At 65.1% G+C, this 22,421-nt stretch carries 20 protein-coding genes and 1 pseudogene; 8 read left to right on the forward strand and 13 right to left on the reverse strand.

All coding sequences use genetic code 11. From position 1 onward, the window contains the following. Nucleotides 1-9 precede the first annotated feature (9 nt). Nucleotides 10-792: a 2-ketocyclohexanecarboxyl-CoA hydrolase gene (gene badI, locus E0W60_RS02410; RefSeq protein WP_133094411.1), complete on the reverse strand. Its 783-nt coding sequence runs from the start codon at nucleotides 790-792 to the stop codon at nucleotides 10-12. 35 nt (nucleotides 793-827) lie between these two features. Beyond that, the gene (gene badH, locus E0W60_RS02415; RefSeq protein ID WP_133094410.1) at nucleotides 828-1,595 is read right to left on the reverse strand and encodes a 2-hydroxycyclohexanecarboxyl-CoA dehydrogenase; all 768 of its coding nucleotides are present in this window, start codon (nucleotides 1,593-1,595) and stop codon (nucleotides 828-830) included. 139 nt (nucleotides 1,596-1,734) lie between these two features. Between badH and E0W60_RS02420 the strand changes: the two genes are divergently transcribed. From E0W60_RS02420 to E0W60_RS02440, 5 genes are all read left to right on the forward strand, one after another. Beyond that, a complete protein-coding gene (locus E0W60_RS02420; protein ID WP_135702904.1) occupies nucleotides 1,735-2,256 on the forward strand; it encodes a MarR family winged helix-turn-helix transcriptional regulator in 522 nt (173 codons plus the stop codon). Nucleotides 2,257-2,495: 239 nt separating this feature from the next. Next, complete coding sequence (locus tag E0W60_RS02425) at nucleotides 2,496-2,789, forward strand: GYD domain-containing protein (RefSeq protein WP_133094408.1); 294 nt, start codon at nucleotides 2,496-2,498, stop codon at nucleotides 2,787-2,789. Between the two features lie 174 nt (nucleotides 2,790-2,963). Next, nucleotides 2,964-3,188 (forward strand): DUF2188 domain-containing protein, encoded by a 225-nt coding sequence (locus E0W60_RS02430; RefSeq protein WP_133094407.1) that lies wholly within the window; start codon nucleotides 2,964-2,966, stop codon nucleotides 3,186-3,188. Nucleotides 3,189-3,365: 177 nt separating this feature from the next. Next, the gene (locus E0W60_RS02435) at nucleotides 3,366-4,424 is read left to right on the forward strand and encodes an AI-2E family transporter (protein ID WP_167884547.1); all 1,059 of its coding nucleotides are present in this window, start codon (nucleotides 3,366-3,368) and stop codon (nucleotides 4,422-4,424) included. Between the two features lie 123 nt (nucleotides 4,425-4,547). Beyond that, the gene (locus E0W60_RS02440) at nucleotides 4,548-6,647 is read left to right on the forward strand and encodes a TonB-dependent siderophore receptor (RefSeq protein WP_135702905.1); all 2,100 of its coding nucleotides are present in this window, start codon (nucleotides 4,548-4,550) and stop codon (nucleotides 6,645-6,647) included. Between the two features lie 55 nt (nucleotides 6,648-6,702). Here the strand turns inward: E0W60_RS02440 and fdhF are convergent, their stop codons facing one another. From fdhF to E0W60_RS38285, 6 genes and pseudogenes are all read right to left on the reverse strand, one after another. Further along, nucleotides 6,703-9,525 carry a formate dehydrogenase subunit alpha gene (fdhF, locus tag E0W60_RS02445; protein WP_135702906.1) on the reverse strand — a complete coding sequence of 941 codons (2,823 nt, stop codon included), beginning with the start codon at nucleotides 9,523-9,525 and terminating at the stop codon, nucleotides 6,703-6,705. Nucleotides 9,526-9,534: 9 nt separating this feature from the next. Beyond that, on the reverse strand, nucleotides 9,535-11,244 hold the full coding sequence (locus E0W60_RS02450; RefSeq protein ID WP_135702907.1) for an NADH-ubiquinone oxidoreductase-F iron-sulfur binding region domain-containing protein: 1,710 nt from the start codon (nucleotides 11,242-11,244) through the stop codon (nucleotides 9,535-9,537). A gap of 180 nt (nucleotides 11,245-11,424) precedes the next feature. Further along, on the reverse strand, nucleotides 11,425-12,744 hold the full coding sequence (gene oxlT, locus E0W60_RS02455; protein WP_133094403.1) for an oxalate/formate MFS antiporter: 1,320 nt from the start codon (nucleotides 12,742-12,744) through the stop codon (nucleotides 11,425-11,427). Between the two features lie 697 nt (nucleotides 12,745-13,441). Further along, the gene (locus E0W60_RS02460) at nucleotides 13,442-13,660 is read right to left on the reverse strand and encodes a hypothetical protein (protein WP_135702908.1); all 219 of its coding nucleotides are present in this window, start codon (nucleotides 13,658-13,660) and stop codon (nucleotides 13,442-13,444) included. Between the two features lie 138 nt (nucleotides 13,661-13,798). Beyond that, nucleotides 13,799-14,731 (reverse strand): LysR family transcriptional regulator, encoded by a 933-nt coding sequence (locus tag E0W60_RS02465; RefSeq protein WP_135702909.1) that lies wholly within the window; start codon nucleotides 14,729-14,731, stop codon nucleotides 13,799-13,801. Between the two features lie 332 nt (nucleotides 14,732-15,063). After that, nucleotides 15,064-15,249: pseudogene (locus E0W60_RS38285) on the reverse strand (oxalate/formate MFS antiporter); the annotation flags it as partial. Between the two features lie 389 nt (nucleotides 15,250-15,638). On the opposite strand from E0W60_RS38285, the gene E0W60_RS02475 reads away from it, so the two are divergent. Both E0W60_RS02475 and E0W60_RS02480 read left to right on the forward strand, forming a co-directional pair. Continuing rightward, the gene (locus tag E0W60_RS02475; RefSeq protein WP_135702910.1) at nucleotides 15,639-16,580 is read left to right on the forward strand and encodes a LysR family transcriptional regulator; all 942 of its coding nucleotides are present in this window, start codon (nucleotides 15,639-15,641) and stop codon (nucleotides 16,578-16,580) included. A 119-nt stretch (nucleotides 16,581-16,699) separates the two neighbouring features. Next, on the forward strand, nucleotides 16,700-17,005 hold the full coding sequence (locus E0W60_RS02480) for a LysR family transcriptional regulator (RefSeq protein WP_133094398.1): 306 nt from the start codon (nucleotides 16,700-16,702) through the stop codon (nucleotides 17,003-17,005). Between the two features lie 112 nt (nucleotides 17,006-17,117). Here the strand turns inward: E0W60_RS02480 and E0W60_RS02485 are convergent, their stop codons facing one another. Both E0W60_RS02485 and E0W60_RS36935 read right to left on the reverse strand, forming a co-directional pair. After that, nucleotides 17,118-17,426, reverse strand: a complete 309-nt coding sequence (locus tag E0W60_RS02485; RefSeq protein WP_135702911.1) for a HigA family addiction module antitoxin — start codon at nucleotides 17,424-17,426, stop codon at nucleotides 17,118-17,120. Between the two features lie 235 nt (nucleotides 17,427-17,661). Beyond that, the gene (locus tag E0W60_RS36935) at nucleotides 17,662-17,808 is read right to left on the reverse strand and encodes a hypothetical protein (RefSeq protein ID WP_165971461.1); all 147 of its coding nucleotides are present in this window, start codon (nucleotides 17,806-17,808) and stop codon (nucleotides 17,662-17,664) included. 70 nt (nucleotides 17,809-17,878) lie between these two features. On the opposite strand from E0W60_RS36935, the gene E0W60_RS02495 reads away from it, so the two are divergent. After that, nucleotides 17,879-18,430 carry a hypothetical protein gene (locus E0W60_RS02495; RefSeq protein ID WP_240745820.1) on the forward strand — a complete coding sequence of 184 codons (552 nt, stop codon included), beginning with the start codon at nucleotides 17,879-17,881 and terminating at the stop codon, nucleotides 18,428-18,430. A gap of 171 nt (nucleotides 18,431-18,601) precedes the next feature. Here E0W60_RS02495 and E0W60_RS02500 read toward each other — a convergent pair whose 3' ends face one another. From E0W60_RS02500 to oxc, 3 genes are all read right to left on the reverse strand, one after another. Then, nucleotides 18,602-19,039 (reverse strand): PAS domain-containing protein, encoded by a 438-nt coding sequence (locus E0W60_RS02500; protein ID WP_133094396.1) that lies wholly within the window; start codon nucleotides 19,037-19,039, stop codon nucleotides 18,602-18,604. Nucleotides 19,040-19,189: 150 nt separating this feature from the next. Further along, nucleotides 19,190-20,440 (reverse strand): formyl-CoA transferase, encoded by a 1,251-nt coding sequence (frc, locus tag E0W60_RS02505; protein ID WP_133094395.1) that lies wholly within the window; start codon nucleotides 20,438-20,440, stop codon nucleotides 19,190-19,192. Nucleotides 20,441-20,480: 40 nt separating this feature from the next. After that, complete coding sequence (gene oxc / locus E0W60_RS02510) at nucleotides 20,481-22,220, reverse strand: oxalyl-CoA decarboxylase (protein WP_135702913.1); 1,740 nt, start codon at nucleotides 22,218-22,220, stop codon at nucleotides 20,481-20,483. Nucleotides 22,221-22,421: the final 201 nt, after the last annotated feature.

Here is a 22,421-nt window from a genome sequence, read left to right on the forward strand (position 1 = left end):
TGGCTCCATTCACTTCGCGTACTTGCGGAAGTCAGGCTTGCGCTTTTCCTGGAAGGCGCGCACGCCCTCGCGCGATTCCTCGGTGTCGTAGTAGAGCTTGAGCGCGTACATGCCCATGCCGGCGATGCCGCCCTGGTGCGCGGTGTCCATATTGAACGAGCGCTTGGCGATGGCGATCGCGGTCGGGCTCTTTTCCAGGATCTCGTCGCACCACTTCTGCACTTCGGCGTCGAGCTGCTCGTGCGGCACCACGGCATTGACCAGCCCCATCGCCAGCGCCTCGGCGGCGGGATAGCGGCGGCACAGGTACCAGATCTCGCGCGCCTTCTTCTCGCCGACCACGCGAGCCAGGAACGCAGTGCCATAGCCGGGATCGACCGAGCCGACACGCGGGCCAACCTGCCCGAACACCGCCTTGTCCGAGGCGATGGTGAAATCGCAGATCGTGCACAGCACGTTGCCGCCGCCGATGGCATAGCCCTGCACGCGCGCGATCACCGGCTTGGGCACGTCGCGGATGGCGTTGTGCAGCTCTTCCATCGGCAGGCCGATGGTGCCGCGGCCGTCGTACTGGCCTTCATGCGCGGACTGGTCGCCGCCGGTGCAGAAGGCCTTCTCGCCGGCGCCTGCCAGCACGATGGCGCCGATCTCGCGGTCATAGCCGGCGCGGTTGATGGCGTGGATCAGTTCGTCGCAGGTGCGGCCGCGGAAGGCGTTCATCTTTTCCGGGCGGTTGATGATGATCCAGGCCGCGCCGTTGCGCACTTCATAGCGGATGTCTTCGTATTGCATGGTGGTCTCCGTTGTCAGTTCGGGATGGGTTGCGCTCAGCCGTTCATGGTCAGGCCGCCCGACACGCTCAGCACCTGTCCGGTGATGAACGACGCGTCGTCGCCGGCAAAGAACAGCACCGCGCCGGGCAGGTCGTCGGGCTGGCCGATGCGGCCCAGCGGGATCGAGCGGGTGAAGGCTTCCACCAGCTTTTCGGGGTTGCCCGCGCCCTGCTTGTAGTCTTCGAACAGCGCGGTCTCGGTCGGCCCCGGGCACACCACGTTCACGGTGATGCCGTGGCGCGCATGCTCGCGCGCGATAGTCTTGGAGAACGACACCAGCCCGCCCTTGCACGCGGCATACACCGCTTCGCCGGAAGACCCCACGCGCGCGGCATCGGAGGCGATATTGACGATGCGTCCGCGCTTGCGCGCCACCATGCCGGGCAGCACTGCGTGGTGCATATGCAGCGCGCCGGTCAGGTTGATGGCGATCAGCCGCTCCCACTGCGCCGGCTCGGTCTTGACGAACGGGCGGAACACGTCCCAGCCGGCGTTGTTGACCAGCACGTCGATCGGGCCCAGCTCCTGCTCCACCGCAGCCACCGCGGCGTCGACGCTGGCGCGATCGGTAATGTCGCAGCGCACGGACAATGCGCGGCCGCCGGCATCGCGGATCTGCGCCGCCACGCGTTCGCCTGCCTCCGGGTTCAGGTCGAGCACGCCGACCGCCGCCCCGGCGCGCGCAAAGCGCAAACAGGTTGCGCCGCCGATACCGCCACCACCGCCGGTCACGATGACCGTCTTGCCTTCGAGTCCTTGCACAGCCGTTCTCCTTTCAGGGTTCCGGTGCTATCGTGCCGGCGATGCCGCCGCCACCTGCCCCGTCAATTACGTAAATATATTGACGTATAATAGGAGCGGTCGACGGCTGGCGCAAGGCATCAATACTATGGAAATGACTATGGTTAACCCCGACAAAAATGGCGCACCCCCTACCAGCGCCCGCGCGGAACTGGCCAACCGGCTGTTCTTTCGCCTATACCAATGCGCAAATATGTTGCATAAAACCGGGTCGCGAGCGGTCGAAGCCGAAGGCCTGACGACGCAGCAGTGGGCAGTGCTGGGCGCGCTGTCGCGTCCGGAAGCCGCCGATGGCATGAGCGTCGGCGACCTGGCGCGCTACCTGATGGTGAGCCGCCAGAATCTGTCGGGCCTGGTCAGCCGGATGGAACGGGACGGCCACGTGACGCTGGCGCCGGACGGGCGCGACCGCCGCTCGCGGCTGGTGCGGATGAGCGAGCCGGGCCGCGAGGTGTGGCTGCACCAGGCGCAGCCGAAGATCCGGCAGTACTACGAGCAGGCGCTGGACGGGTTCTCGACCAACGACCTGACGCATACGCTGCACTACCTGCTGAAGCTGCTGGACAACATGCGCGCGCTGGATACGCCGGACGGCGGCGATAGCGGCCCGGCGCAGGACTGAGGCGGGCCGCTGTATCAGGGCTGATACACATCGCGCCGCCACGCGGCGGCCGGCCCTGCGGCATCTCCCGCTACGCGGCGCGCCACGGCCGCTGGCGCGCGATATGCATCGGCATGGGGTTGCTCAGGCACCCCGGTGCTGCGCCGGGGAGTCCTGAACCACTGCCCCGGCTTGCGGCGATGGCTTGCGTGCGCGCAGCCGGGACGGCGTTCGATCGATCCTTTACCGGAGGTCCCGCCATGACCCGCTACATCGTGCTAGCCAGCTTCACCGACCAGGGCATCCGCGCCGTCAAGGACACCACCAAGCGCGCCGCCGCGGTGCGCGAGATGGGCGCGCGTTTCGGGGTGCAGATGAAAGACATCTTCTGGACACTGGGCAAATACGACATCGTGCTGACTGTCGAGGCCCAGGATGATGCCAGCATGACCGCCTTCGGCCTGGCGGTCGGCGCGCTGGGCAACGTGCGCACGCAGACGCTGCGGGCATTCAATGTCGACGAAATGCAGGCGATCCTCGGCAAGATGAGTTGAGCCCGCCTTCGCACTGTCCCCGTCATGAAGCACGCCCGCCATGGTGCCTGGCGGGCGTTGTCGCTTCTGGCTTGTGTTGTTCTCCTGATATCCGACGGCCTTGTCAGACGACGCCCGATACCTGGGAGGCGAGACAGAGCAGACACTCATACTGCCAACTTCCGGGAGAGCGCCATGCCAGGCAAGAATATCCACGTCGTGCCTACCCATAACGGCTGGGCGGTCGAAGCGGAAGGACGCTCCGGCAACCAGCAGCGATTCACTTCGATGGATCATGCGATCGCTACCGGCATGGAGAAAGCCAGGCGCGCAAAGGTTGAGTTGCTGATCCACGGCAGGGATCACCGGATCATGGAGCGAAGCTCATTTGGAAACGCTCCTGGCGACCTCGACGGGTAGTTGCAGGGCACCACCGGCATCGTGCTTCTGCGACCCTGAATCCGGGCGCTGCCTCCGTGGCCCCTCGAGACCGCGCACGGATCTGCTCCGGATAGCGACCGGCATGGCATACCCCACGTCAGGCCGCACACGTACACCAATGCGCTTCGACTACCGCAATGTACGCAGGCCGGACTCATGGACAATCCGATGCGCAACTTGAAAGGCTTTTACATCCTTCTGGTCGCCGTCACCATTGCGTTCATCTGGATACTGCTGCCCTTCTTCAGCGCGATCCTCTGGGGCACGATACTGGCGATCCTGTTTCATCCAATGCAACGCAGGCTGACGGTGCGATTTGGCAACCGGGAAAATCTCGCAGCGCTGACGACGCTGCTTGTTTGCGTGCTATTGGCCATTGTTCCGGTCTTCCTGATGATTGCCACACTCGCACAGGAAGTGGCGCATGCCTACAACCAGATCAAGACTGGCCAGTGGGACTTCGGGCAGTATTTTCGGACTGCCGTACAGGCCCTGCCCGCTTCCGTCGAGAACTGGCTGAACGAAATCGGATTAGCCGACATAGCGGGGTTGCAATCGAAACTGACCGAAGGTGCCGCACGGATCAGCCAGTTCATGGCGGCCCAGGCTGTCACCATTGGCCAGAACACCCTGCAGTTCGCCGTCGGCATCGGCATCATGCTGTATCTGGTGTTTTTCCTGCTGCGTGATGGTACGGTCATTTCCCATCGCATCCGCGAGGCGATACCGCTGAACGACGCGCACACACGCCGGCTGGTCGGCCGATTCACCACCGTAGTCCGCGCCACGGTCAAGGGTAACGTCGTAGTGGCCGCGGCCCAGGGAATCTTGGGCGGCGTGGCTTTTCTGCTGCTGGGCATCAACGGGGTGTTGCTGTGGGGGACGCTGATGGCGTTTCTGTCCCTGCTACCGGCCATCGGGGCCGCGCTGGTCTGGGGACCGGCCGCGGTTTATTTCTTGCTGGCGGGCCCTGCCTGGAAAGGAATCGCGCTCATTGCCATCGGTACCCTTGTCATTGGCGCCGTGGACAACTTGCTCCGTCCTGTCCTGGTCGGCAAGGACACCAAGTTGCCAGACTGGGTGGTCCTGATATCAACATTGGGCGGCATGTCTGTATTTGGCATCAACGGCTTTGTGATAGGTCCTCTGATTGCTGCGCTGTTTATTTCCTGCTGGGATATTTCGGTGATCGAGGATCGCGACGACACGATGTGAACGGCCGTCGCCGCCACTCCGGCATCCTGATGCCGCGATTGGCAATAAGCCGATCAAATCCCTAGAAATACGAATTATTCTCATTTATTATTCGGCCTTTCGTTGCTTTCGCCCTGGGCCGTCATGCTTTTCCGCCGTCTTGCCATACCCGCCGCTGCCAGTTCCCTGCTCCTGCCTCCCGTTGTCTCCCACGCCGCCGACGAACTCACCACGCTGCCATCCGTGACGGTCAGCGCCGCCAGTGACGGGCAAACCGACGTCGGTTTCGCCACGCGGCGGGCGGCCGGCGTGACCAAGTCGGGCGAATCGGCGGCCGACGCCGCGCAATCGATCACCGTCATCACGCGCGACCTGCTCGACAGCCAGCAGGCACAGAACCTCAGCGACGCGCTGCAGAATTCAGCCGGCGTGGTCACCAACGCCTATGGCAGGCGCGGCTGGGACGACTTCATCATCCGCGGCCAGCGTGCATCGGAATCGATCTTTGCCGACGGCCTGCTCGTCGACAGCAACAACCGCGTGGCGCAGGAACTGTTCGGCGTGGAACGCGTGGAAGTGCTCAAGGGACCGGCCTCGATACTGTTCGGCGCGGTGCAGCCCGGCGGCCTGGTCAACATGGTCAGCAAGCGTCCGCGCGCGGAACTGTTCGGCGAACTGGGGCTTACCGTCGGCAACTATGGCTTCCGGCAGATGACGGTCGACGTGGGAACGCCGCTGGCCAGGGACAGCAAGGCTGCGTTCCGCCTGAACGCGCTGTTGATGAACAGCGACGATCCGACCGACTACGTCTGGTATCGCAACCGCTGGATCGCGCCGTCCCTGACGCTCGACCTTGGCACGCGCACGGATTTCACGATCCTGGCCAGCCACAACCAGCGCAACTACGTGCGCCAGCAGGGCCTGCCCGTGAACGGCACCCTGGTGCCGAACCGCAATGGCGTGGTGCCGAGCAACCGCTTCATCGGCGAACCGAATGCCCCGTCTTATGACGGCGAGCAGAACCGCATCGGCTACGCGCTGACGCACCGCTTCGACTCCGGCTGGACGCTGAACCAGAACCTGCGCTACCAGGCATCGTCGCTGACCGGCACGCTGGTATCGGCCGGCACGATGGCGGTCAACAGCCAGTCGATGAACCGCAGTGGCACGCAGCAGAGCTTTTCGGGGAATTCGTTCGGCGTTGACACCAACGTGCAGCGGACCTTTGCGTTTGCGGGGCATGCCCATAGCGTGACCTTCGGCGTCGACTACCGGCATACGAAGGAAGACCGCCTGCAGAAGACGTGCCGCGTGGCCGCGCTGAACGTCTACAACCCGGTCTATGGCGCCAGCATCAACTGTCCGTCCGCCTATAGCCTCGACGCGACCGATACGCTGGATGCGGTCGGCCTCTATCTGCGCGACCAGATCCGTCTTGCAGAGCGCTGGACCTTGACTGGCGGCGTGCGCTACGAATCGGCGCGGACGAGCACATCGGACCGGCTGGCGTCGTCGCGTTCCGTGAATGACAACAATGCCGTCACCGGCAGCGCGGGCGTGATGTACGAGCTGACGAACTGGGCACGGCCGTACGCGAGCTTCGCCACGTCGTTCCTGCCGAACGCCGGCACCGATGTCAGCGGCGCCACATTCCAGCCAGAAAAGGGGCGCCAGTACGAAGTGGGCATCAAGTTCGACATGCCCGCCAAAACCGGCCTGCTGACGCTGGCCGCGTTCGACCTGACACGCACCAATGTGCTCAGCAGCGATCCGGTCAATACGGGTTTCAGCATGGCCGTCGGCGAACAGCGCTCGCGCGGGCTGGAAGTGGAACTGACACAGGATCTCGGCAATGGCCTCAGCGTGTCGGCGGCCTATGCCTACATCGCAAGCGAAGTCACCGAGGACACCACGGCCGCCAACGTCGGAAAGCCGCTGAACAGCGTGCCCCGGCACAGCTTCTCGGTCTGGAGCCAGTATCGCTTGCGTGGGGCGCTGGCCGGCTGGTATGTCGGTGCCGGCCTGCGCGGCGAGAGCGCCAAGCGCGGCTACAGCTTCAACTACACCGTGCCGGGCTACACGGTGGCCGATCTTGCCGTCGGGTACGTGGCATCGCACTGGCGCGCGGCATTCAACGTCAAGAACGTGTTCGACAAGATGTACTACGCGGGAGGCCTGAACAACAACGTGTTGCCCGTGGGCAATCCGCGGGTAGCCATGCTCAACGTGACGATGAACTATTGAGCCCGGGAACGAGGTGGTGTCTCGCCTGCCATGCGAAACACCACCATCCTTCCGGTCAGACGGATGCTGGCTCCAATATCTGCCCGCCCCCATAGCTCGACTGCACCGGCACCTGCCCGCCCACCGTCATCCTGATCGCGCAATACTTGAACTCGGGAATCTTGCCGAACGGGTCCAGCGCCGCGTTGGTCAGCTTGTTGATCGCCGCTTCGTAGTAGCAGAACGGCACGAACACGGCGCCGCGCGGCGTGCCGGCATCGGCGCGCGCATACAGCGTGACTTCGCCGCGGCGCGACGATAGCGTGACCACATCCCCGGGCTTGCCGCCCATTGCATCGAGATCCAGCGGATGCACCAGCGCCACCGGGTCCGGCTCGATCGCATCGAGCACGCCGGCGCGACGCGTCATGCTGCCGGTATGCCAGTGCTCCAGCTGGCGCCCGGTGATCAGCACCATCGGGTAGTCCGCATCAGGGCGCTCCGCCGCCGGAATGATGTCCGCGGGCACGAAACGGCCACGGCCGCTTTCGGTCGGGAAGCTGTCCGTGAAAATCACGGGCTCGCCCGGATCGCCCTCTTCCTTGCACGGATACGTCACCGCATGTTCGCGCTCCAGCCGCTCCCAGGTCACGCCGCCGATGCTCGGCATTGCCTGCCGCATCTCGTTGAACACGTCCACCACGCTGTCATAGTGCCAGTCCAGCCCGAGCTGTGCCGCCATCTGCCGGATGATCCACAGGTCCTGCCGCGCCTGCCCCGGCGGGTCGAGCGCCTGCCGCCCGAGCTGCACCGTGCGGTCGGTGTTGGTGAAGGTGCCGGTCTTCTCCGGGAACGCCGATGCCGGCAGCACCACGTCCGCCAGGTACGCCGTCTCGGTCAGGAAGATGTCCTGCACCACGAGGTGGTCGAGCGATGCCAGCGCCTCGCGCGCATGCTCGGCGTCGGGGTCGGACATCGCCGGGTTTTCGCCCATGATGTACATGCCGCGCACTTCGCCGCGCTCGATCGCCTGCATGACCTCCACCACGGTCAGGCCCGGCTGGCGGTCCAGCGGCATGCCCCATAGCGCTTCGAAGCTGGCGATCGCCACCGGATCGTCGACGCGCCGGTAGTCGGGATACATCATCGGGATCAGCCCCGCGTCGGAGGCGCCCTGCACGTTGTTCTGCCCGCGCAGCGGATGCAGCCCGGTGCCGGGCCGTCCGATCTGGCCGGTCATCAGCGCCAGGGCGATCAGGCAGCGGGCGTTGTCGGTGCCGTGCACGTGCTGCGAAACGCCCATGCCCCAAAGAATCATCGAGCTCTTCGAGGTTGCATAGAGCCGGGCGACTTCGCGGATGGTTTCGGCGTCGATGCCGCAGATCGGCGCCATCAGCTCGGGACTGTACGCGGCAACGTTGCGCTGCAGTTCGTCGAAGCCGATGGTGCGGCTGTCGATGAAATCGCGGTCCACCAGGCCCTCGTTGACGATCACATGCATCATCGCGTTGAGCAGCGCCACGTCGGCATCGGGCTTGAACTGCAGGAAGCGCCAGGCGAAGCGCGCCAGGTCGGAGCGGCGCGGATCGGCCACGATCAGCCTGGTGCCGTTCTTCACGGCGTTCTTGATCCAGCTTGCCGCGACCGGATGGTTCACGGTCGGGTTGGCGCCGATCACGATCACGACCTCGGCCTTGTCGACATCCATCACCGGATTCGACACCGCGCCCGAGCCGATGCCTTCCAGCAGCGCCGCCACCGACGAGGCATGGCACAGCCGCGTGCAATGGTCGACGTTGTTGCTGCCAAAGCCGGTGCGCACCAGCTTCTGGAACAGGTAGGCTTCTTCGTTGCTGCCCTTGGCCGAGCCGAAGCCCGCCAGCGCGCGCTTGCCATGCGTGTCGCGGATCTGCGCGAGCCTGCCGCCGGCGAGCGCCAGCGCCTCTTCCCAGCTGGCTTCGCGGAACACGTCCATCACATGGTCGGGATCCATGACGAAATCACCGCGCTTGGGCACGCCTTCGCGGCGCACCAGCGGCACGGTCAGCCGCTGCGGGTGCTGCACGTAGTCGAAGCCGTAGCGGCCCTTCACGCACAGCCGCTGGTGGTTGGCGGGGCCGTCGCGGCCTTCCACGAACAGGATGCGGTTGTCCTTGACGTTGTAGGTCAGCTGGCAGCCCACGCCGCAGTACGGGCACACCGATTCGACCTGCTTGTCGGGCACGGCCAGGGCCACGTCGCGCGCCGGCATCAGCGCGCCGGTCGGGCACGCCTGCACGCATTCGCCGCAGGCGACGCAGGTGGAAGCGCCCATGGGGTCGTCCATGTCGAACACGATGCGGGCCTGATCGCCGCGCAAGGCCAGTCCGATCACGTCGTTGACCTGCTCGTCACGGCAGGCGCGCAGGCAGCGGGTGCACTGGATACAGGCATCGAGGTTGACGGCGATGGCCGGGTGCGACAGGTCAGCCGCCACGCGCTCGCGCGGCGCAAAGCGCGGCTTGCCTACCTCCAGCTTCGTCGCCCACTGGTCGAGTTCGTTGTGGCGCGTGTATTCCGCTTCCGGCATGTCCGACTGCAGCAGCTCCAGCACGGTGCGCTGGGCGCGGCGGGCGCGTTCTGATTCGGTCTGGACCTGCATGCCCTCGGCGGGATAGCGGCAGCAGGACGGGGCCAGCACGCGCTCGCCCTGGATCTCGACCATGCAGGCGCGGCAGTTGCCCGCGGCTTCGAGGCCGTCCTTGTAGCACAGGTGCGGGACGTCGAAGCCCTCGCGCTGCGCCACCCTGAGCAGGCTTTCGCCGGGTTGCGCGGTGACTTCACGGCCGTTGAGCGTGAAGGTGACGGCCGGCTCGGCGGATTCGACAAGCGCGCGTTCGGCGCGGGTCAGTGCATTCATGTCAGTCTCTCACGCGAGTTCGTGCGGGAAGTACTTGATCACGCAGTCGACGGGATTGGGCGCGGCCTGCCCCAGCCCGCAGATCGATGCATCGCGCATCACCGCGGACAGGTCGTCCAGCGCGGCGAGGTCCCACTTCGGCTGGTGGATCAGGTCGAGGGCCTTGGCTGTGCCGGTGCGGCACGGCGTGCATTGCCCGCACGACTCATGCTTGAAGAAGTGCATCAGGTTGCGCGCCGCCTGCGTGGCGCTGTCGTGGTCCGACAGGATCACCACCGCGGCCGAGCCGATAAAGCAGCCGTACGGCTGCAGCGTGTCGAAATCGAGCGGGATATTGCCCAGCGACGCGGGCAGGATGCCGCCCGACGCGCCGCCCGGCAGGTAGGCGTAGAAGGCATGGCCGTCGAGCATGCCGCCGCAGTATTCGTCGATCAGCTCGCGCACGGAGATGCCCGCGGGCGCCAGGTGAACGCCCGGCTTCTTCACGCGTCCGGATACCGAGAACGAGCGCAAGCCCTTGCGCCCGTTGCGTCCCTGCGCGGCGAACCACTCCGCGCCCTTCTCGATGATGTCGCGCACCCAGTACAGGGTCTCGAAGTTGTGCTCGAGCGTGGGCCGGCCGAACAGGCCCACCTGCGCCACATATGGCGGGCGCAGCCGCGGCATGCCGCGCTTGCCTTCGATCGACTCGATCATCGCCGACTCTTCGCCGCAGATATACGCGCCTGCACCGCGGCGCAGCTCGATCGCGGGCAGGCCGGGAATGGGCGGGTCGTCGCGCAGCTGCTGCAGTGCCTCGGCCAGCAACGCACGGCAGCCGGCGTATTCGTCGCGCAGGTAGATATAGATCGCCGACACGTTCACGACCGTCGCCGCGATCAGCATGCCTTCCAGGAAGCGGTGCGGATCGCGCTCCAGGTAGACGCGGTCCTTGAAGGTGCCAGGCTCGCCTTCATCGATGTTCACGGCCATCAGGCGCGGTGCGGCTTCCTTCTGCACGATGCGCCATTTGCGGCCGGTGGGGAAGCCCGCGCCGCCCAGGCCGCGCAGGCCGGAATCTTCCATCGTGCAGAGCACGGCGGCGGGATCGAGGGTGCCGTCGGCCAGCGACTGCAGCAACCCATAGCCGCCGGCTGCACGGTACGCGCCGTAGCCGATATGGGGCTCGGGCTCGTGACGCACGGCCCCGGCCTGCACCGCGGCGGCCACCGTGTCGGCGGTGGCACCGTCCACGGGATTCTGTCCGACCAGTGCCGCGGGCGCCTTCTCGCAACGGCCGATGCAGGGGGCTGCGATCACGCGCACGTCGGTGCCGAGCAAGGCGGGCAGCTTGTCGATCAGCGCGCGGGCACCGGCCAGTTCGCAGGCGATGCCCTCGCAAACGCGCACCGTCAGCGCGGGCGGCGCCGCGATCTGTCCGTCCGCATCCTCGCGCACCACGTCGAAATGGTGGTAGAAGGTGGCGACCTCGTACACCTCGGTCATCGATAGCCTCAGCTCGCTCGCGAGCGCGACCAGGTGGGGCATCGCAAGCTGGCCATAGCGGTCGTTGATGCAATGCAGGTGTTCGATCAGCAGGTCGCGGCGGCGCGGCATGTCGCCCAGCGCCACGCGCACTTCGGCCAGCGCGGCCGCGTCGACCTGGCGGCCCTTGGGCTGGCGGCGCTTGCGCTGCCGGCCGAGCCCGGTCGCCTCAAGGGGGATGACAACCTGGTTCATGGCGGTGCCTGGATCTTTTGTGGATGTCGGAAGGCCGATCAGGAAGGTGCCTCGCGGGCCACCCTCCTGTCGTGCTTCATTTTTCTCGTATTGTGCTACCGGGGCGGGTGCCCGTGCAGGTATCGCGGCCGCCCGCCCCGGCTACTACCGGCGCCCGCAGGCGCCGCAAGGCTCTCTTCATCAGGTCAGGTCTTCCGGCACGGTACGGTAGCCCATCGGTGCCGAGGTATTGGCGTGGACATACTTGCGGGCATGGGCTTCGCGCATTGGCTTGAGCACGAACAGCGCCATGATCGCAGTCAATGCCGCCATGCCCGAGGCCACCATGAAGACCGCATGCCAGCTGCCCGTGGCGGCCGTGATCACGCTGGAGAACGGCACCAGCAGCGCGGCCGTGCCCTTGGCGGTGTACAGCAGGCCGGCGTTGGTCGCGGCAAACTTCGGCCCGAAGGTGTCGCCGCAGGTGGCCGGGAACAGGCTGTAGATCTCACCCCAGGCGAAGAACACCACGCCGGTCAGGATCACGAAGGCAACCGGATGGTGGCCGTACTTCGACAGCAGCAGGATACCGACGGCCTCGACCCCGAAGGCAAAGAACATGGTGCGTTCGCGGCCGATATGGTCGGAGATCCAGCCGAAGAACGGTCGCGTCAGGCCGTTGAGCACGCGGTCGATGGTCAGTGCGAAGGTCAGCGCGGGCAAGGTCAGGCCAAGGATCGAGATCGGGGCCTCGTGCAGGCCGAAGTCCTTGGCGATCGGACCGAGCTGGGCGGTGGCCATCAGGCCGCCGGCGGCCATCATCACGAACATCGCGTACATGACCCAGAAGATCGGCGACTTCAGCACCTCGCGCGGCGAAGCGTTGTAGGTGGCGGCAGCCTTCAGCGTGGTCTTGACCTCGCTCAGGATCTTGGCCGACGGCGGGAACAGGGCCATGCCCAGGATGAACACGACCAGGCCCTGGCCAAGACCGAACCACAGGAACGCGGCTTCATAGCCCGACGTCTTGATCATGTTGGCGATGGGCACCACGGTCAGCGCGGAGCCCGCGCCAAACCCGGCCGCCGTGATCCCTGCCGCCAGCCCACGGCGATTGGGGAACCACTTCAGCGCGTTACCCACGCAAGTGCCATACACAGCGCCAGCACCCAGGCCGCCGATTGCCGCCGCGACGTACAGCATCGGCAGCGAGGATGCCACCGAGTTCAGCGCCCAGGCAACGGCGCAGAGCAGGCCGCCGCCCACCACTACCGGGCGCGGGCCGTACTTGTCGACGAGGTAGCCCTCGATCGGTACCAGCCAGGTTTCCGTCACGACGAAGATGGTGAATGCCACCTGGATCGCGGTGCGGCCCCAGTGGTATTTATCGTCGATCGGGTTGACGAACAGCGTCCAGCCGTACTGCATGTTGGCGATCATTGCCATGCAGATTACGCCGAAGACCAATTGCACCCACGGCGACGCAAAGCGCGACGTGGACTCCCTTTGCTGCAGTTCCATGATGTCTCCTTATAGCGGCATGCCGCCAAGGTGGAAGATTGGGCGCCTGAAGACGCCTCTGCGTGACTCTCGGTCTCGAACAGCTTAGCCGTTCTAGTGCTATACGGTATGTGATATATCAACCAAGTCAAGCGTATTTGTTGCGGCTCTGCAGCAAACTCTGTCCGCAACCTGCGCCGGGCTGCTCGATGCTGCCGCGCCACTATTGCGCGCGTTGCATCAAAGACCGTGCCTCTGGTACCGGGAATCCTTGGAAATCAAGCAGTTGTCCTGAGCCGGCGCATCAATCGGCGCGCCGGTGGGCAACCATCAGCATGCCGGGGATTGGCGACCGGGGAAACCGGGGAAAACGGTCGGGTGGGGAAAGTCCCTAGTTTGATACATTCAGACCAACGTGACTCTCGCTTCGCATGCCGGAGCGGAATGCGGGTACGGTTCAGCCGAAAGTCAGGGAAGATGGGAACGCAAGCGCCGGTGATAAGAGCCTGGCGGGAGGTTCACGATGGGGCGGGGAAGCAGGACAGCGCGCAGGACAACAGCGCACCGAAGGGCGGAAAGATGGCGGCCGCAGGATCTTCAAGCCAGGCTTGAGACGACAGGGTCTACGACAAGGTGCCGGCCGCTACATCCTTGTCAAACGCGCTCAGGGCCCCGCCTGCCATGCGCAGAACGCACGGACGGGCCGGCCCGGCACGGATCAGGCGTACGCCAGTTCGCCGGCAGCAGGCACGACACGCGTCTGGCGTGCGCGGCCCACTCCGTCGCTTTCCTGGCTCGATCCCAGCCCGGCAAAGCGGCCATGTTCCTGCGCGGTCACCAGCACGTCCATCGGCAGGCGGGTAGCCAGCATGACGGTCATGGCGACACCGCCGGCAAGCGCGGCCAGGCCAAGGACGAAGAGCAGTGCGACTTCCATTTCAAAAACTCCAGTTGCGTTGTGGTCAGGAGTTTTCATTATATGCTGCGCCGCACTATGTGTAAATATCCTGTATGTAATATATCAGTAAAGAGTTTGCTCCAATACAACAGCGGTTGGACGGCGATCCCGCATGCGTCACACGGTGGTGGTATCGTGGCGCGCAGCGGTCGCTGTGGCCGGGGGTTCGTACTCCAGGCCGCGCAAAGCGTCCCAGATCGCGGCTGCGTTGGGCTTCAGCGACCGGCTCTTGCGCCGCACCAGCATGACTGTCGAAGTCACCTGCGGCCGCAATGGCCGCATCACGGCGGCCGGGTTCAGCCCGCCCGCCTGCGCGCGCGACGGCACGACGCCGATGCCCAGCCCCAGCGCCACCATGCCGAACACCGCGGCAAAGTGCCCGAGCAGCTGCAGCGAGCTGGTCCGCACGTGGTAGCTGCTGAGCGCCTTCTCCACCGCCGGCTGCACGCCGCACTGCTGGTCCAGCGTCAGCACGCTGGCATCGCTGAGCTCGCCCCACCCTACCGAGTCGCGCGCGGCCAGCGGATGCTGCGCGGGCAGCACCGCGTGATAGGGATCGATGCACAGCGGCTCGCAATACAGGTCATCGGCGGCAATCGGATCGGTGGCGATGCCGAAGTCGACCTCGCCGCTGCGCACGCTCTGCAGCACAGATTCCTGCGAACGGTCCTTCAGGTGGATCGCGATCGCGGGCCACGCCTGCCGGCAGCCCGCCAGCCAAGCCGGCAACGACATCGAGCTGAGCACCGGGTCCGACGCGATCTGCACCAGCCCCTGGCACGGGCGGCTCGCGCTCTGGCTGTCGCGCAGCGTCTGCTCGACCTCTTCGATCAGGTGGCAGATGCGCTGCGACAGGTGCAGGCCCGCGTCGGTCAGTTCCACCTGGCGGGTAGTGCGGTCGAACAGGCGCTGGTCGATTTCTTCTTCCAGCTCGCGCACGCTGCGGCTTACCGCGGACTGCGTCAGGCCGAGTTCGGCGGCCGCGCGCGTAAAGTTCTTGTGCCGCGCCACCGCGGCGAAGGCCTTCAATTGGGGCAGCGAGATATTCATGGCCGCCCTCCCTGACACGCCACGGCGCGGCTCGGGCGCAACCCGAGGTCGGGCGCGGCGGGATGTCGCGGTGCGGGCACCGATGCATGCGGTCCGGTCATGGCAGTCTCCTTGGATGGGGCGTGGCTGTGTGCAGCCATCGTTGCTGTGGGTATGGATTTGCTGGTGTCGCGCGGTCGTTGGCCTGATGTCATGGCAACGGCCCGCACGCAGGCAGGCCGTTCTTCCGGGGAACTTAGTCTCCTTCTCTCTGGATTCGTGGCAGATAGGCGGCATCCGCGACCTGCAGGCCTTCGGCCTGCCCGGTGATGAATCGCCTGCGCATTGGCGCCAGCAATACCTTGGCCGAGATTCCCGCTCTCGCGGCCGAACTTGTCCGACAGGAACTCGCACAGCGGCCGCGTGAAGCCGTTGCACAGGTTGTCGATCGACAAGGTCATCGTCAGCAGCGGCAACGTGAGCCCCAGCAGCGTCACCGGCATCGACGCAAACCCGTAATCCTTCGCGATCGGGCCCAGTGCTCCCCAGTGATGCCTGGCGTCCATCGGGGATACAAACAGGGTCCAGCCATACTGCAGGTTGGCCACCAGCCCCATGCATACCACGCCGATTGCGAGCGGGATCCAACGATTCTGCAGGCCCCGGCCGTTCACATTTCCGTGAGCGGGCGTGGCCGCCGCTTCATATTGCGCCATCTGTTCTTGTCTCCTGGTGCTTGCCAGCTGCGTCCCGGATGGGACACCCTCCCGGGCCTCTTCGGTGTGGGCCCTTGGTCGCGATGAGATCGGCGCCTGACATTGCGGCATGCAAATCCGGGATTGATGCTACTTGAATCTAAGATCAGGACTGCATAAAGTTTTTTATCGTTTGTATTGATGACCGTTTATATATTGCACGGAACGATTGAATGAGGAACGCCACGCTGCGGCAACTGAAGGTCTTTGAAACCGTCGCCCGCCATATGAGCTTTTCACGCGCCGCCGAGGAGCTGCACCTGACGCAGCCGGCCGTGTCAACCCAGGTCCGGCAGCTGGAGCACCATGTCGGCCTGCCGCTGTTCGAGCAACTCGGCAAGAAGATCTACCTGACGCCGGCAGGGCACGAAATGCTGCATTACAGCCGCAGCATCATCCAGCAGTTCCGCGAAGCCGAAGACGCCATGTCGCAACTCAAGGGCATTTCCGGCGGGCGCCTCAACGTGGCGGTGATCAGCGCCGGCGACTATTTCTTTCCGCGGCTGCTGGCGGAGTTCATGGAGCGCCATGAAGGCGTGACGCTGAACCTTGCCGTGCACAACCGCGAGGAATTGCTGCACCAGCTAGCCGGCAACCTGACTGACCTTGCGGTGATGGTGCGTCCACCCGAAGGCATGGACACCATCAACGAAGTCTTCGCGCCCCACCCTTACGTCATCGTCGCGGCGCCCAGCCATCCGCTGGTCGGCAAGCGCAACATCCCGCTGGCGGCATTGGCGGACGAGGCCTTCGTTTCGCGCGAAAAAGGCTCTGATACGTGGAATTCGATGCAGGAAGGCTTTGCCGGGCGGCTGTCCAACCTTCGCATTGCCATGGAGATCAAGAGTACGGAGACCATCAAGCAGGCGGTGATTGCCAACATGGGCATCGCCTTCCTGTCGGCGCATACGGTCGGGCTCGAGTTGCAGGCGGGGAAGCTGGCCGTGCTCGATATCGAGGGCTTTCCGGTGATGCTCAACTGGTACGTTGTGCATCGCAAGAACAAGCGGCTGCCGCCGGTGGCGCTTGCGTTCAAGCAGTTCCTGATGGAGGAAGGCGCCGGACTGATCCAGCGGATTACAGGCGTGGAGGGACTGATTCGACTGGAAGCCTAGGCTAGCAATCCATAAACAATGGATTATGGTTTGGCAGTGAAACTTTAATTATCGTAAATCCTTCGCCGTCCCTATGCTTGTCTCAACCCCACCGCTACGGCGTATCGAGGAGACAAGCCATGAACCAGGTCCAGACTGACAGCCGCCCCGCCGCCATCACGGTCGGCACCGACAACCGGCCCATCCCGCGCGAGACGCAGCTCGCGGCCTATAACGCCGCCTTCATCGAGCTGGGCCTGCGTTTCCGCTGGGACGCCGAGATGTATGAATGGCTGTGCGGCATCGAATGCGAAAAGGCCCGCGTCGCCCGCTACATTGAAGAGCACCACGCCCACCTGCTCGCCGCTTATGATGCGGCCTTCCTCAGCGGGCTGATCTTCGAGAAAAAGAACGAGTACCTGCGCGCGGTCGGCCATCTCAACTGAGCAGTCCGATCGGTTACAGGCGAGGCGCTTTGGCGGCCTCGCCTTTTTATTGCGGTGCGAACTGCCGACTCGACATTGGCATCGACATTGGCTTTGGCGTTCGCGGCGGCGCTCACGCAGCGGCATCTTCCACTGTCCGCCGGATCAGCCGCTTGATCCGGGGACGAGGCTTCTGCGCCGCAAGCCAAAGGTCATGGGCCATCTGCATGCCACTCCACATCTCGCGGCTTGCCCCCAGCGCGTCTTCGAGCCTGATGGCAATGTCAGGTGTAATCGAAGAGTGTCCGTTGAGGATACGCGAAAGCGTTGCCCGCGTTACGCCGATATGCGCGGCAAACGCCGTGATGGTCATGTCGTCCACGCCTTCAAGCCACTCGGCCAGGACGGTTCCGGGGTGCGGCGGGTTGTGCATGCGATTCATGATGCGGTCCTTCAGTGGTAGTCCTGGTAGTCCACGACGATGGCATCTCTTCCCTCGAACCTGAATGTCAGCCGCCAGCGGCCATTGACAACGACGGACCAATGGCCAGCCAGGTCTTCAGGCCGGATGGCCTGATCCAATGCACCGAGTTGCCTGCGCAGCCGATCCGCGTGATGCGGTTGAAGCAGCGCCTTATCGCATAGGCACCGAGCGCTCGTGACCATAGCCCGCTGGGCTACGCCCTGCAATGAGATTGCTTCGCTTGCCGCGCCGGACCAGGGTTGACCACCACATCGACACCGGTCATCACCGGCACCCGATCCGCGGCGGCCGTCATGCGCGCGCAGCCCACTTTGGTGACGGCATGAAATTCGCTTGCCATGACGGTGTCGCCGCCATACGGGCGCTTCCGCAGCGGCCAGCGCAGGCATGTGCCGCACCGCTGCCACCACATGGAACCTACTCGCCACCACTTCCGCACAGACATGCCGGCCGGTGAAGCCGCCGGCACCGGGCAGCACTTCCCGGCGGATGCGTCGACCATCCTGCGCCGCGCGGCGATTTCCGGGACCTGCGCCAGCCTGGTCTCCACCGGCATGCTCGCCCGTGGCGGCACCGTCGATTGCGGCAGTGCGTTCGCGCCGGTCAATGCGGTCAGCCACTGGATCTGGGGCGAACGCGCCATGCATGCCAACCGGCCGTCGGTCCGGCATACCATGCTGGGCTACGTCATCCATCATGCGATGTCGGTGTTCTGGGCCGTGTTCTATGAAACCGCGGTGGCACGGCATCATGCGCGCGGCGCCGCGGGCACCCTGGCGCTTGGCGGTCTTGGCGTGGCAGCCCTTGCCTGCCTGGTGGACCTGACGTGTACGCCGCACCGCCTGACGCCTGGCTTCGAGCGGCGCCTGTCGCCGCGCATGCTGACGCTGGTCTACCTGGCTTTCGGGCTGGCCCTGCCGCTGGGATCGCTGCTGGTGCGGCACACGGCGCGCAAAGGGTGAGCCCGCAGCGCGCGCAAAGCGCGCGGCGGAGACGATGCGGGGTATGCCGGGGGAAGTCAGTCGACGGAAGTCAGCGGTTTCGACAACGCGCAATGGCATTGCCGACGCCAAGGCGGTACGGAGCGAAATGCGGGAAGCGGCCGGCAAGCCGGCCGCCCGGATGCAGCGATATCAGGCCTGTTCCTTGACCTGAGTTTCCAGTTCGACCAGCCGCTTCTTCAGCGCCCGCTCTTCCTGGAAGCGCACGGTTTCATCGCGGATTATGGCGACGATGCCGGTGATGGCCCCCGCGTCATCCTTGAGCAGCGCCACGGTAAAGGCGATCGACAGAGACTTGCCGTCCTTGTCGACCGCGGGCACCTTGAGCAGGTCATGGCCGTAGCGCGTGATGCCGGTGGCCATGGTCTTGTCATAGCCCTCCCAATGGCGCCCGCGCAGCCGCTCGGGAATGATCAGGTCGAGCGACTGGCCCATGGCCTCGGCCTGGGTGTAGCCGAACATGCGCTCGGCGGCGGGGTTCCACAGCGTGATGGCGCCCTTGGCGTCCGAGATGATGATGGCGTCGCCGATGGCGGACACCAGCTGCGCGTAGTCGATGGGTTCTGGCATGGGAACTCCCTCTCTGTCGGTCATTGCCGGTTGGGGTATGTAGCCATCAAGGTAGCGCGGCACGGGGCAGCGCTGCAAGCGAAAACGCCGGGGCGGCGCAGTTGGCGCGGCCCCGGCGTACGCCCCGGCACATGCGCCGGGCGGGCGGCGTCAGATCACCTGGGACTCGCGCAGGCGCTTGATGTCGTCCGCACCGTAGCCCAGGCCGGCCAGCACTTCTTCGCTATGCTCGCCCAGCAGCGGCGAACCCGTGATTTCCGGCTTGAGGTCGGAGAACTTGATCGGGCTGCCCACCGTCAGGTAAGTGCCGCGCTCCTTGTGCGGCACCTCGGTGATGCTGCCGCTGGCGCGCAGCGACGGATCGGCGGCGATCTCCTTCATCGACAGCACCGGCGAGCACGGGATGTCATGCTTGCGCAGGATGTCAACCGCCTCGTACTTGGTCTTGTCGGCGAGCCAGTCCTCGATGGTCTTGAAGATATCGAAGATATGCGGCTGGCGTGCCTTGGCGGTGCTGTAGTTGGGATCGTCGATCCATTCCGGCTTGCCCAGCGCCTTGCAGATCGGCTCCCAGGCGTGGCCCTGGATGGTGAAGTAGATATAGGCGTTGGGGTCGGTCTCCCAGCCCTTGCACTTCAGCACCCAGCCCGGCTGGCCGCCACCGCCCGCGTTGCCGCCGCGCGGCACCACGTCGCTGAACGAGCCGTGCGGATACTGCGGGTACTCTTCCAGGTAGCCCAGGCGGTCCAGGCGCTGCTGGTCGCGCAGCTTGACGCGGCACAGGTTCAGCACGGCGTCCTGCATCGACACGGCCACCTTCTGGCCCTTGCCGGTCTTGTCGCGGCCGATCAGCGCGGTCAGGATGCCGATGGCCAGGTGCATGCCGGTGTTGGAATCGCCCAGCGCCGCGGCGGACACCGTCGGCGGGCCGTCCCAGAAGCCGGTGGTCGAGGCCGCGCCGCCCGCGCACTGCGCCACGTTCTCATAGACCTTCAGGTCTTCATAGTGGTGGCCGTCGCTGAAGCCCTTGACCGAAGCCACGATCATCTTCGGGTTCAGCTCGTTGATGCGCTCCCACGAGAAACCCATGCGATCCAGCGCGCCCGGGCCAAAGTTCTCGACCAGCACGTCCGACTCGCGGATCAGCTGTTCCAGGATCTTCTTGCCTTCCGGCTTCTTCGTATCCAGCGTGAGCGAACGCTTGTTGCTGTTGAGCATGGTGAAGTACAGCGCGTCGACATCGGGGATGTCGCGCAGCTGCGTGCGCGTAACATCGCCGGAACCGGGGCGTTCCACCTTGATGACGTCTGCGCCGAACCACGCCAGCAGCTGCGTGCACGCGGGACCGGCCTGGACGTGCGTGAAGTCGATGATCTTGATGCCGTTGAGTGGGAGGTTCACTTTCGTCTCCTATTGGATTAGGGGGTGAAATTCGGATCGATTACTTCTTGGCCGAGCTTTGCGGATTCAGGTTGGTCAGGCGACCGCTTTCGGTGCCGGCAGCGGGGTCGATGACGGCGTTGACCAGCGTGGGCTTGCCCGACCGCAGCGCTTCGTTCACCGCGGCTTCGAGTTCCGCCGGCGTGGTAACGTTGGCGCCGACGCCACCGAACGCTTCCATCATCTTGTCGTAGCGCGCACCCGGCACGAAGGTCGTGACCGCCGGGTCCTTGCCGCCGGTCGGATTCTTGTCGATGCCCTTGTAGACGCCGTTGTTGTTGAAGATGACGATGCAAACCGGCAGGTTGTAGCGGCAGATCGTCTCGACTTCCATGCCCGAGAAACCGAACGCACTGTCACCGCACAGCGCCAGCACCGGCTTGCTGGTCTCGACCGCCGCGGCGACCGCGTAGCCCATGCCCACGCCCATCACGCCCCAGGTACCCACGTCCAGGCGCTTGCGCGGCTCGTACATGTCGATCACGGCACGGGCGTAGTCCAGCGTGTTGGCGCCTTCGTTGACGAACGAGATGCCCGGGTTCGCCTTGACCACATCCTTCAGCACGCTCAGCGCGCCGTGGAAATTCATCGGCGCGGCATCCCTGGACTTGGCCAGGGTCTCGGCCATCTTCGCCAGGTTCTTGTCCTTGCGCTCATCCACCGCGTTCAGCCACTCGGCGGGCGGCCTCGCGAAGTCGTTGCCGACCTTGCCGAGGATCGCCGACACGCACGAACCGATGTCACCCACCACCGGCGCGGCGATGGCGACGTTGCTGTCCATCTCGGTCGGCGCGATGTCGATCTGGATGAATTGCTTCGGGCCACCCCAGGTCTTGCCCTTCCCGTGCGACAGCAGCCAGTTCAGGCGGGCGCCGACCAGCATCACCACGTCGGCTTCAGCCAGCACGTACGAGCGCGCGGCCGAGGCCGATTGCGGGTGCGTATCGGGCAGCAGGCCCTTGGCCATCGACATCGGCAGGTACGGAATGCCGGTCTTCTCGACCAGGGCGCGGATATCCGCTTCGGCGCGTGCGTACGCGGCACCCTTGCCCAGCAGGATCAGCGGGCGCTTGGCGCCCTTCAGCAGCGCGACGGCACGGTCGACCGAGTCCGGCGCAGGCAGTTGGCGCGGGGCCGGATCCACCACCTTGATCAGCGACTTGCGGCCCTTCTCGGCTTCCATCGACTGGCCCAGCAGCCTGGCCGGCAGGTCCAGGTACACACCGCCCGGACGGCCCGACACGGCGGCACGAATGGCACGCGCGACACCGACACCGATGTCCTCGGCGTGCAGCACGCGGAAGGCAGCCTTGGCGTGCGGACGGGCGATGGCCAGCTGGTCCATCTCTTCGTAGTCGCCCTGCTGCAAATCGACGATCTCGCGCTCGCTCGAGCCGCTGATCAGGATCATCGGGAAGCAGTTGGTGGTCGCATGCGCCAGTGCCGTCAGCCCGTTCAGGAAGCCCGGCGCAGACACGGTCAGGCAAACGCCCGGCTTCTGGGTGAGAAAGCCGGCAATCGCTGCCGCGTTGCCTGCATTCTGCTCGTGACGGAAGCTGATGACGCGCATGCCGTTGGCCTGCGCCAGCCGAGCCAGATCGGTCACCGGAATGCCGGGCAGGCCGTAGATGTTTTCAATGCCGTTCAGCTTGAGCGCGTCGATGACCAGATGAAAACCATCGGTCTGTGCCTGATGTTCTTCCGCGGCGTGACGCTGCAGCTCGTTTCCAACTTCTGCCATGGTTGCTTCCTTCTATACGAATTGACTGGGGTTGGATTTCTTCTACTTCAGGGGGTCTGCCGCGGTGGTGTCTCGGCCCGCTTCGCTACGACTTCGGACATGCTTGGTCTCCTCGTTGAACTCGTGTTCGTGGTGCGCGGGGACTATCCCCTTGCTTCAACCTCTGCCGGTTCGTTCAACCGGTCTTGATGACATACGGTA

Origin of the sequence: Cupriavidus oxalaticus (genome assembly GCF_004768545.1) — a bacterium.
GTDB lineage: Bacteria > Pseudomonadota > Gammaproteobacteria > Burkholderiales > Burkholderiaceae > Cupriavidus > Cupriavidus oxalaticus_A.

Bases quoted from the DNA above. Each gene is read 5' to 3' on its own strand.
- E0W60_RS02480 (WP_133094398.1), top strand. From the start codon at position 16,700: ATGAACCAGGTCCAGACTGACAGCCGCCCCGCCGCCATCACGGTCGGC.
- E0W60_RS02450 (WP_135702907.1), bottom strand. From the start codon at position 11,244: ATGAACCAGGTTGTCATCCCCCTTGAGGCGACCGGGCTCGGCCGGCAG.
- E0W60_RS02500 (WP_133094396.1), bottom strand. From the start codon at position 19,039: ATGCCAGAACCCATCGACTACGCGCAGCTGGTGTCCGCCATCGGCGAC.
- E0W60_RS36935 (WP_165971461.1), bottom strand. From the start codon at position 17,808: ATGGCAAGCGAATTTCATGCCGTCACCAAAGTGGGCTGCGCGCGCATG.
- E0W60_RS02430 (WP_133094407.1), top strand. From the start codon at position 2,964: ATGCCAGGCAAGAATATCCACGTCGTGCCTACCCATAACGGCTGGGCG.
- E0W60_RS02440 (WP_135702905.1), top strand. From the start codon at position 4,548: ATGCTTTTCCGCCGTCTTGCCATACCCGCCGCTGCCAGTTCCCTGCTC.
- E0W60_RS02465 (WP_135702909.1), bottom strand. From the start codon at position 14,731: ATGAATATCTCGCTGCCCCAATTGAAGGCCTTCGCCGCGGTGGCGCGG.
- oxc (WP_135702913.1), bottom strand. From the start codon at position 22,220: ATGGCAGAAGTTGGAAACGAGCTGCAGCGTCACGCCGCGGAAGAACAT.
- E0W60_RS02475 (WP_135702910.1), top strand. From the start codon at position 15,639: ATGAGGAACGCCACGCTGCGGCAACTGAAGGTCTTTGAAACCGTCGCC.
- E0W60_RS02460 (WP_135702908.1), bottom strand. From the start codon at position 13,660: ATGGAAGTCGCACTGCTCTTCGTCCTTGGCCTGGCCGCGCTTGCCGGC.
- fdhF (WP_135702906.1), bottom strand. From the start codon at position 9,525: ATGAATGCACTGACCCGCGCCGAACGCGCGCTTGTCGAATCCGCCGAG.
- E0W60_RS02435 (WP_167884547.1), top strand. From the start codon at position 3,366: ATGGACAATCCGATGCGCAACTTGAAAGGCTTTTACATCCTTCTGGTC.
- oxlT (WP_133094403.1), bottom strand. From the start codon at position 12,744: ATGGAACTGCAGCAAAGGGAGTCCACGTCGCGCTTTGCGTCGCCGTGG.
- E0W60_RS02495 (WP_240745820.1), top strand. From the start codon at position 17,879: ATGGAACCTACTCGCCACCACTTCCGCACAGACATGCCGGCCGGTGAA.
- E0W60_RS02425 (WP_133094408.1), top strand. From the start codon at position 2,496: ATGACCCGCTACATCGTGCTAGCCAGCTTCACCGACCAGGGCATCCGC.
- E0W60_RS02420 (WP_135702904.1), top strand. From the start codon at position 1,735: ATGGTTAACCCCGACAAAAATGGCGCACCCCCTACCAGCGCCCGCGCG.
- badI (WP_133094411.1), bottom strand. From the start codon at position 792: ATGCAATACGAAGACATCCGCTATGAAGTGCGCAACGGCGCGGCCTGG.
- E0W60_RS02485 (WP_135702911.1), bottom strand. From the start codon at position 17,426: ATGAATCGCATGCACAACCCGCCGCACCCCGGAACCGTCCTGGCCGAG.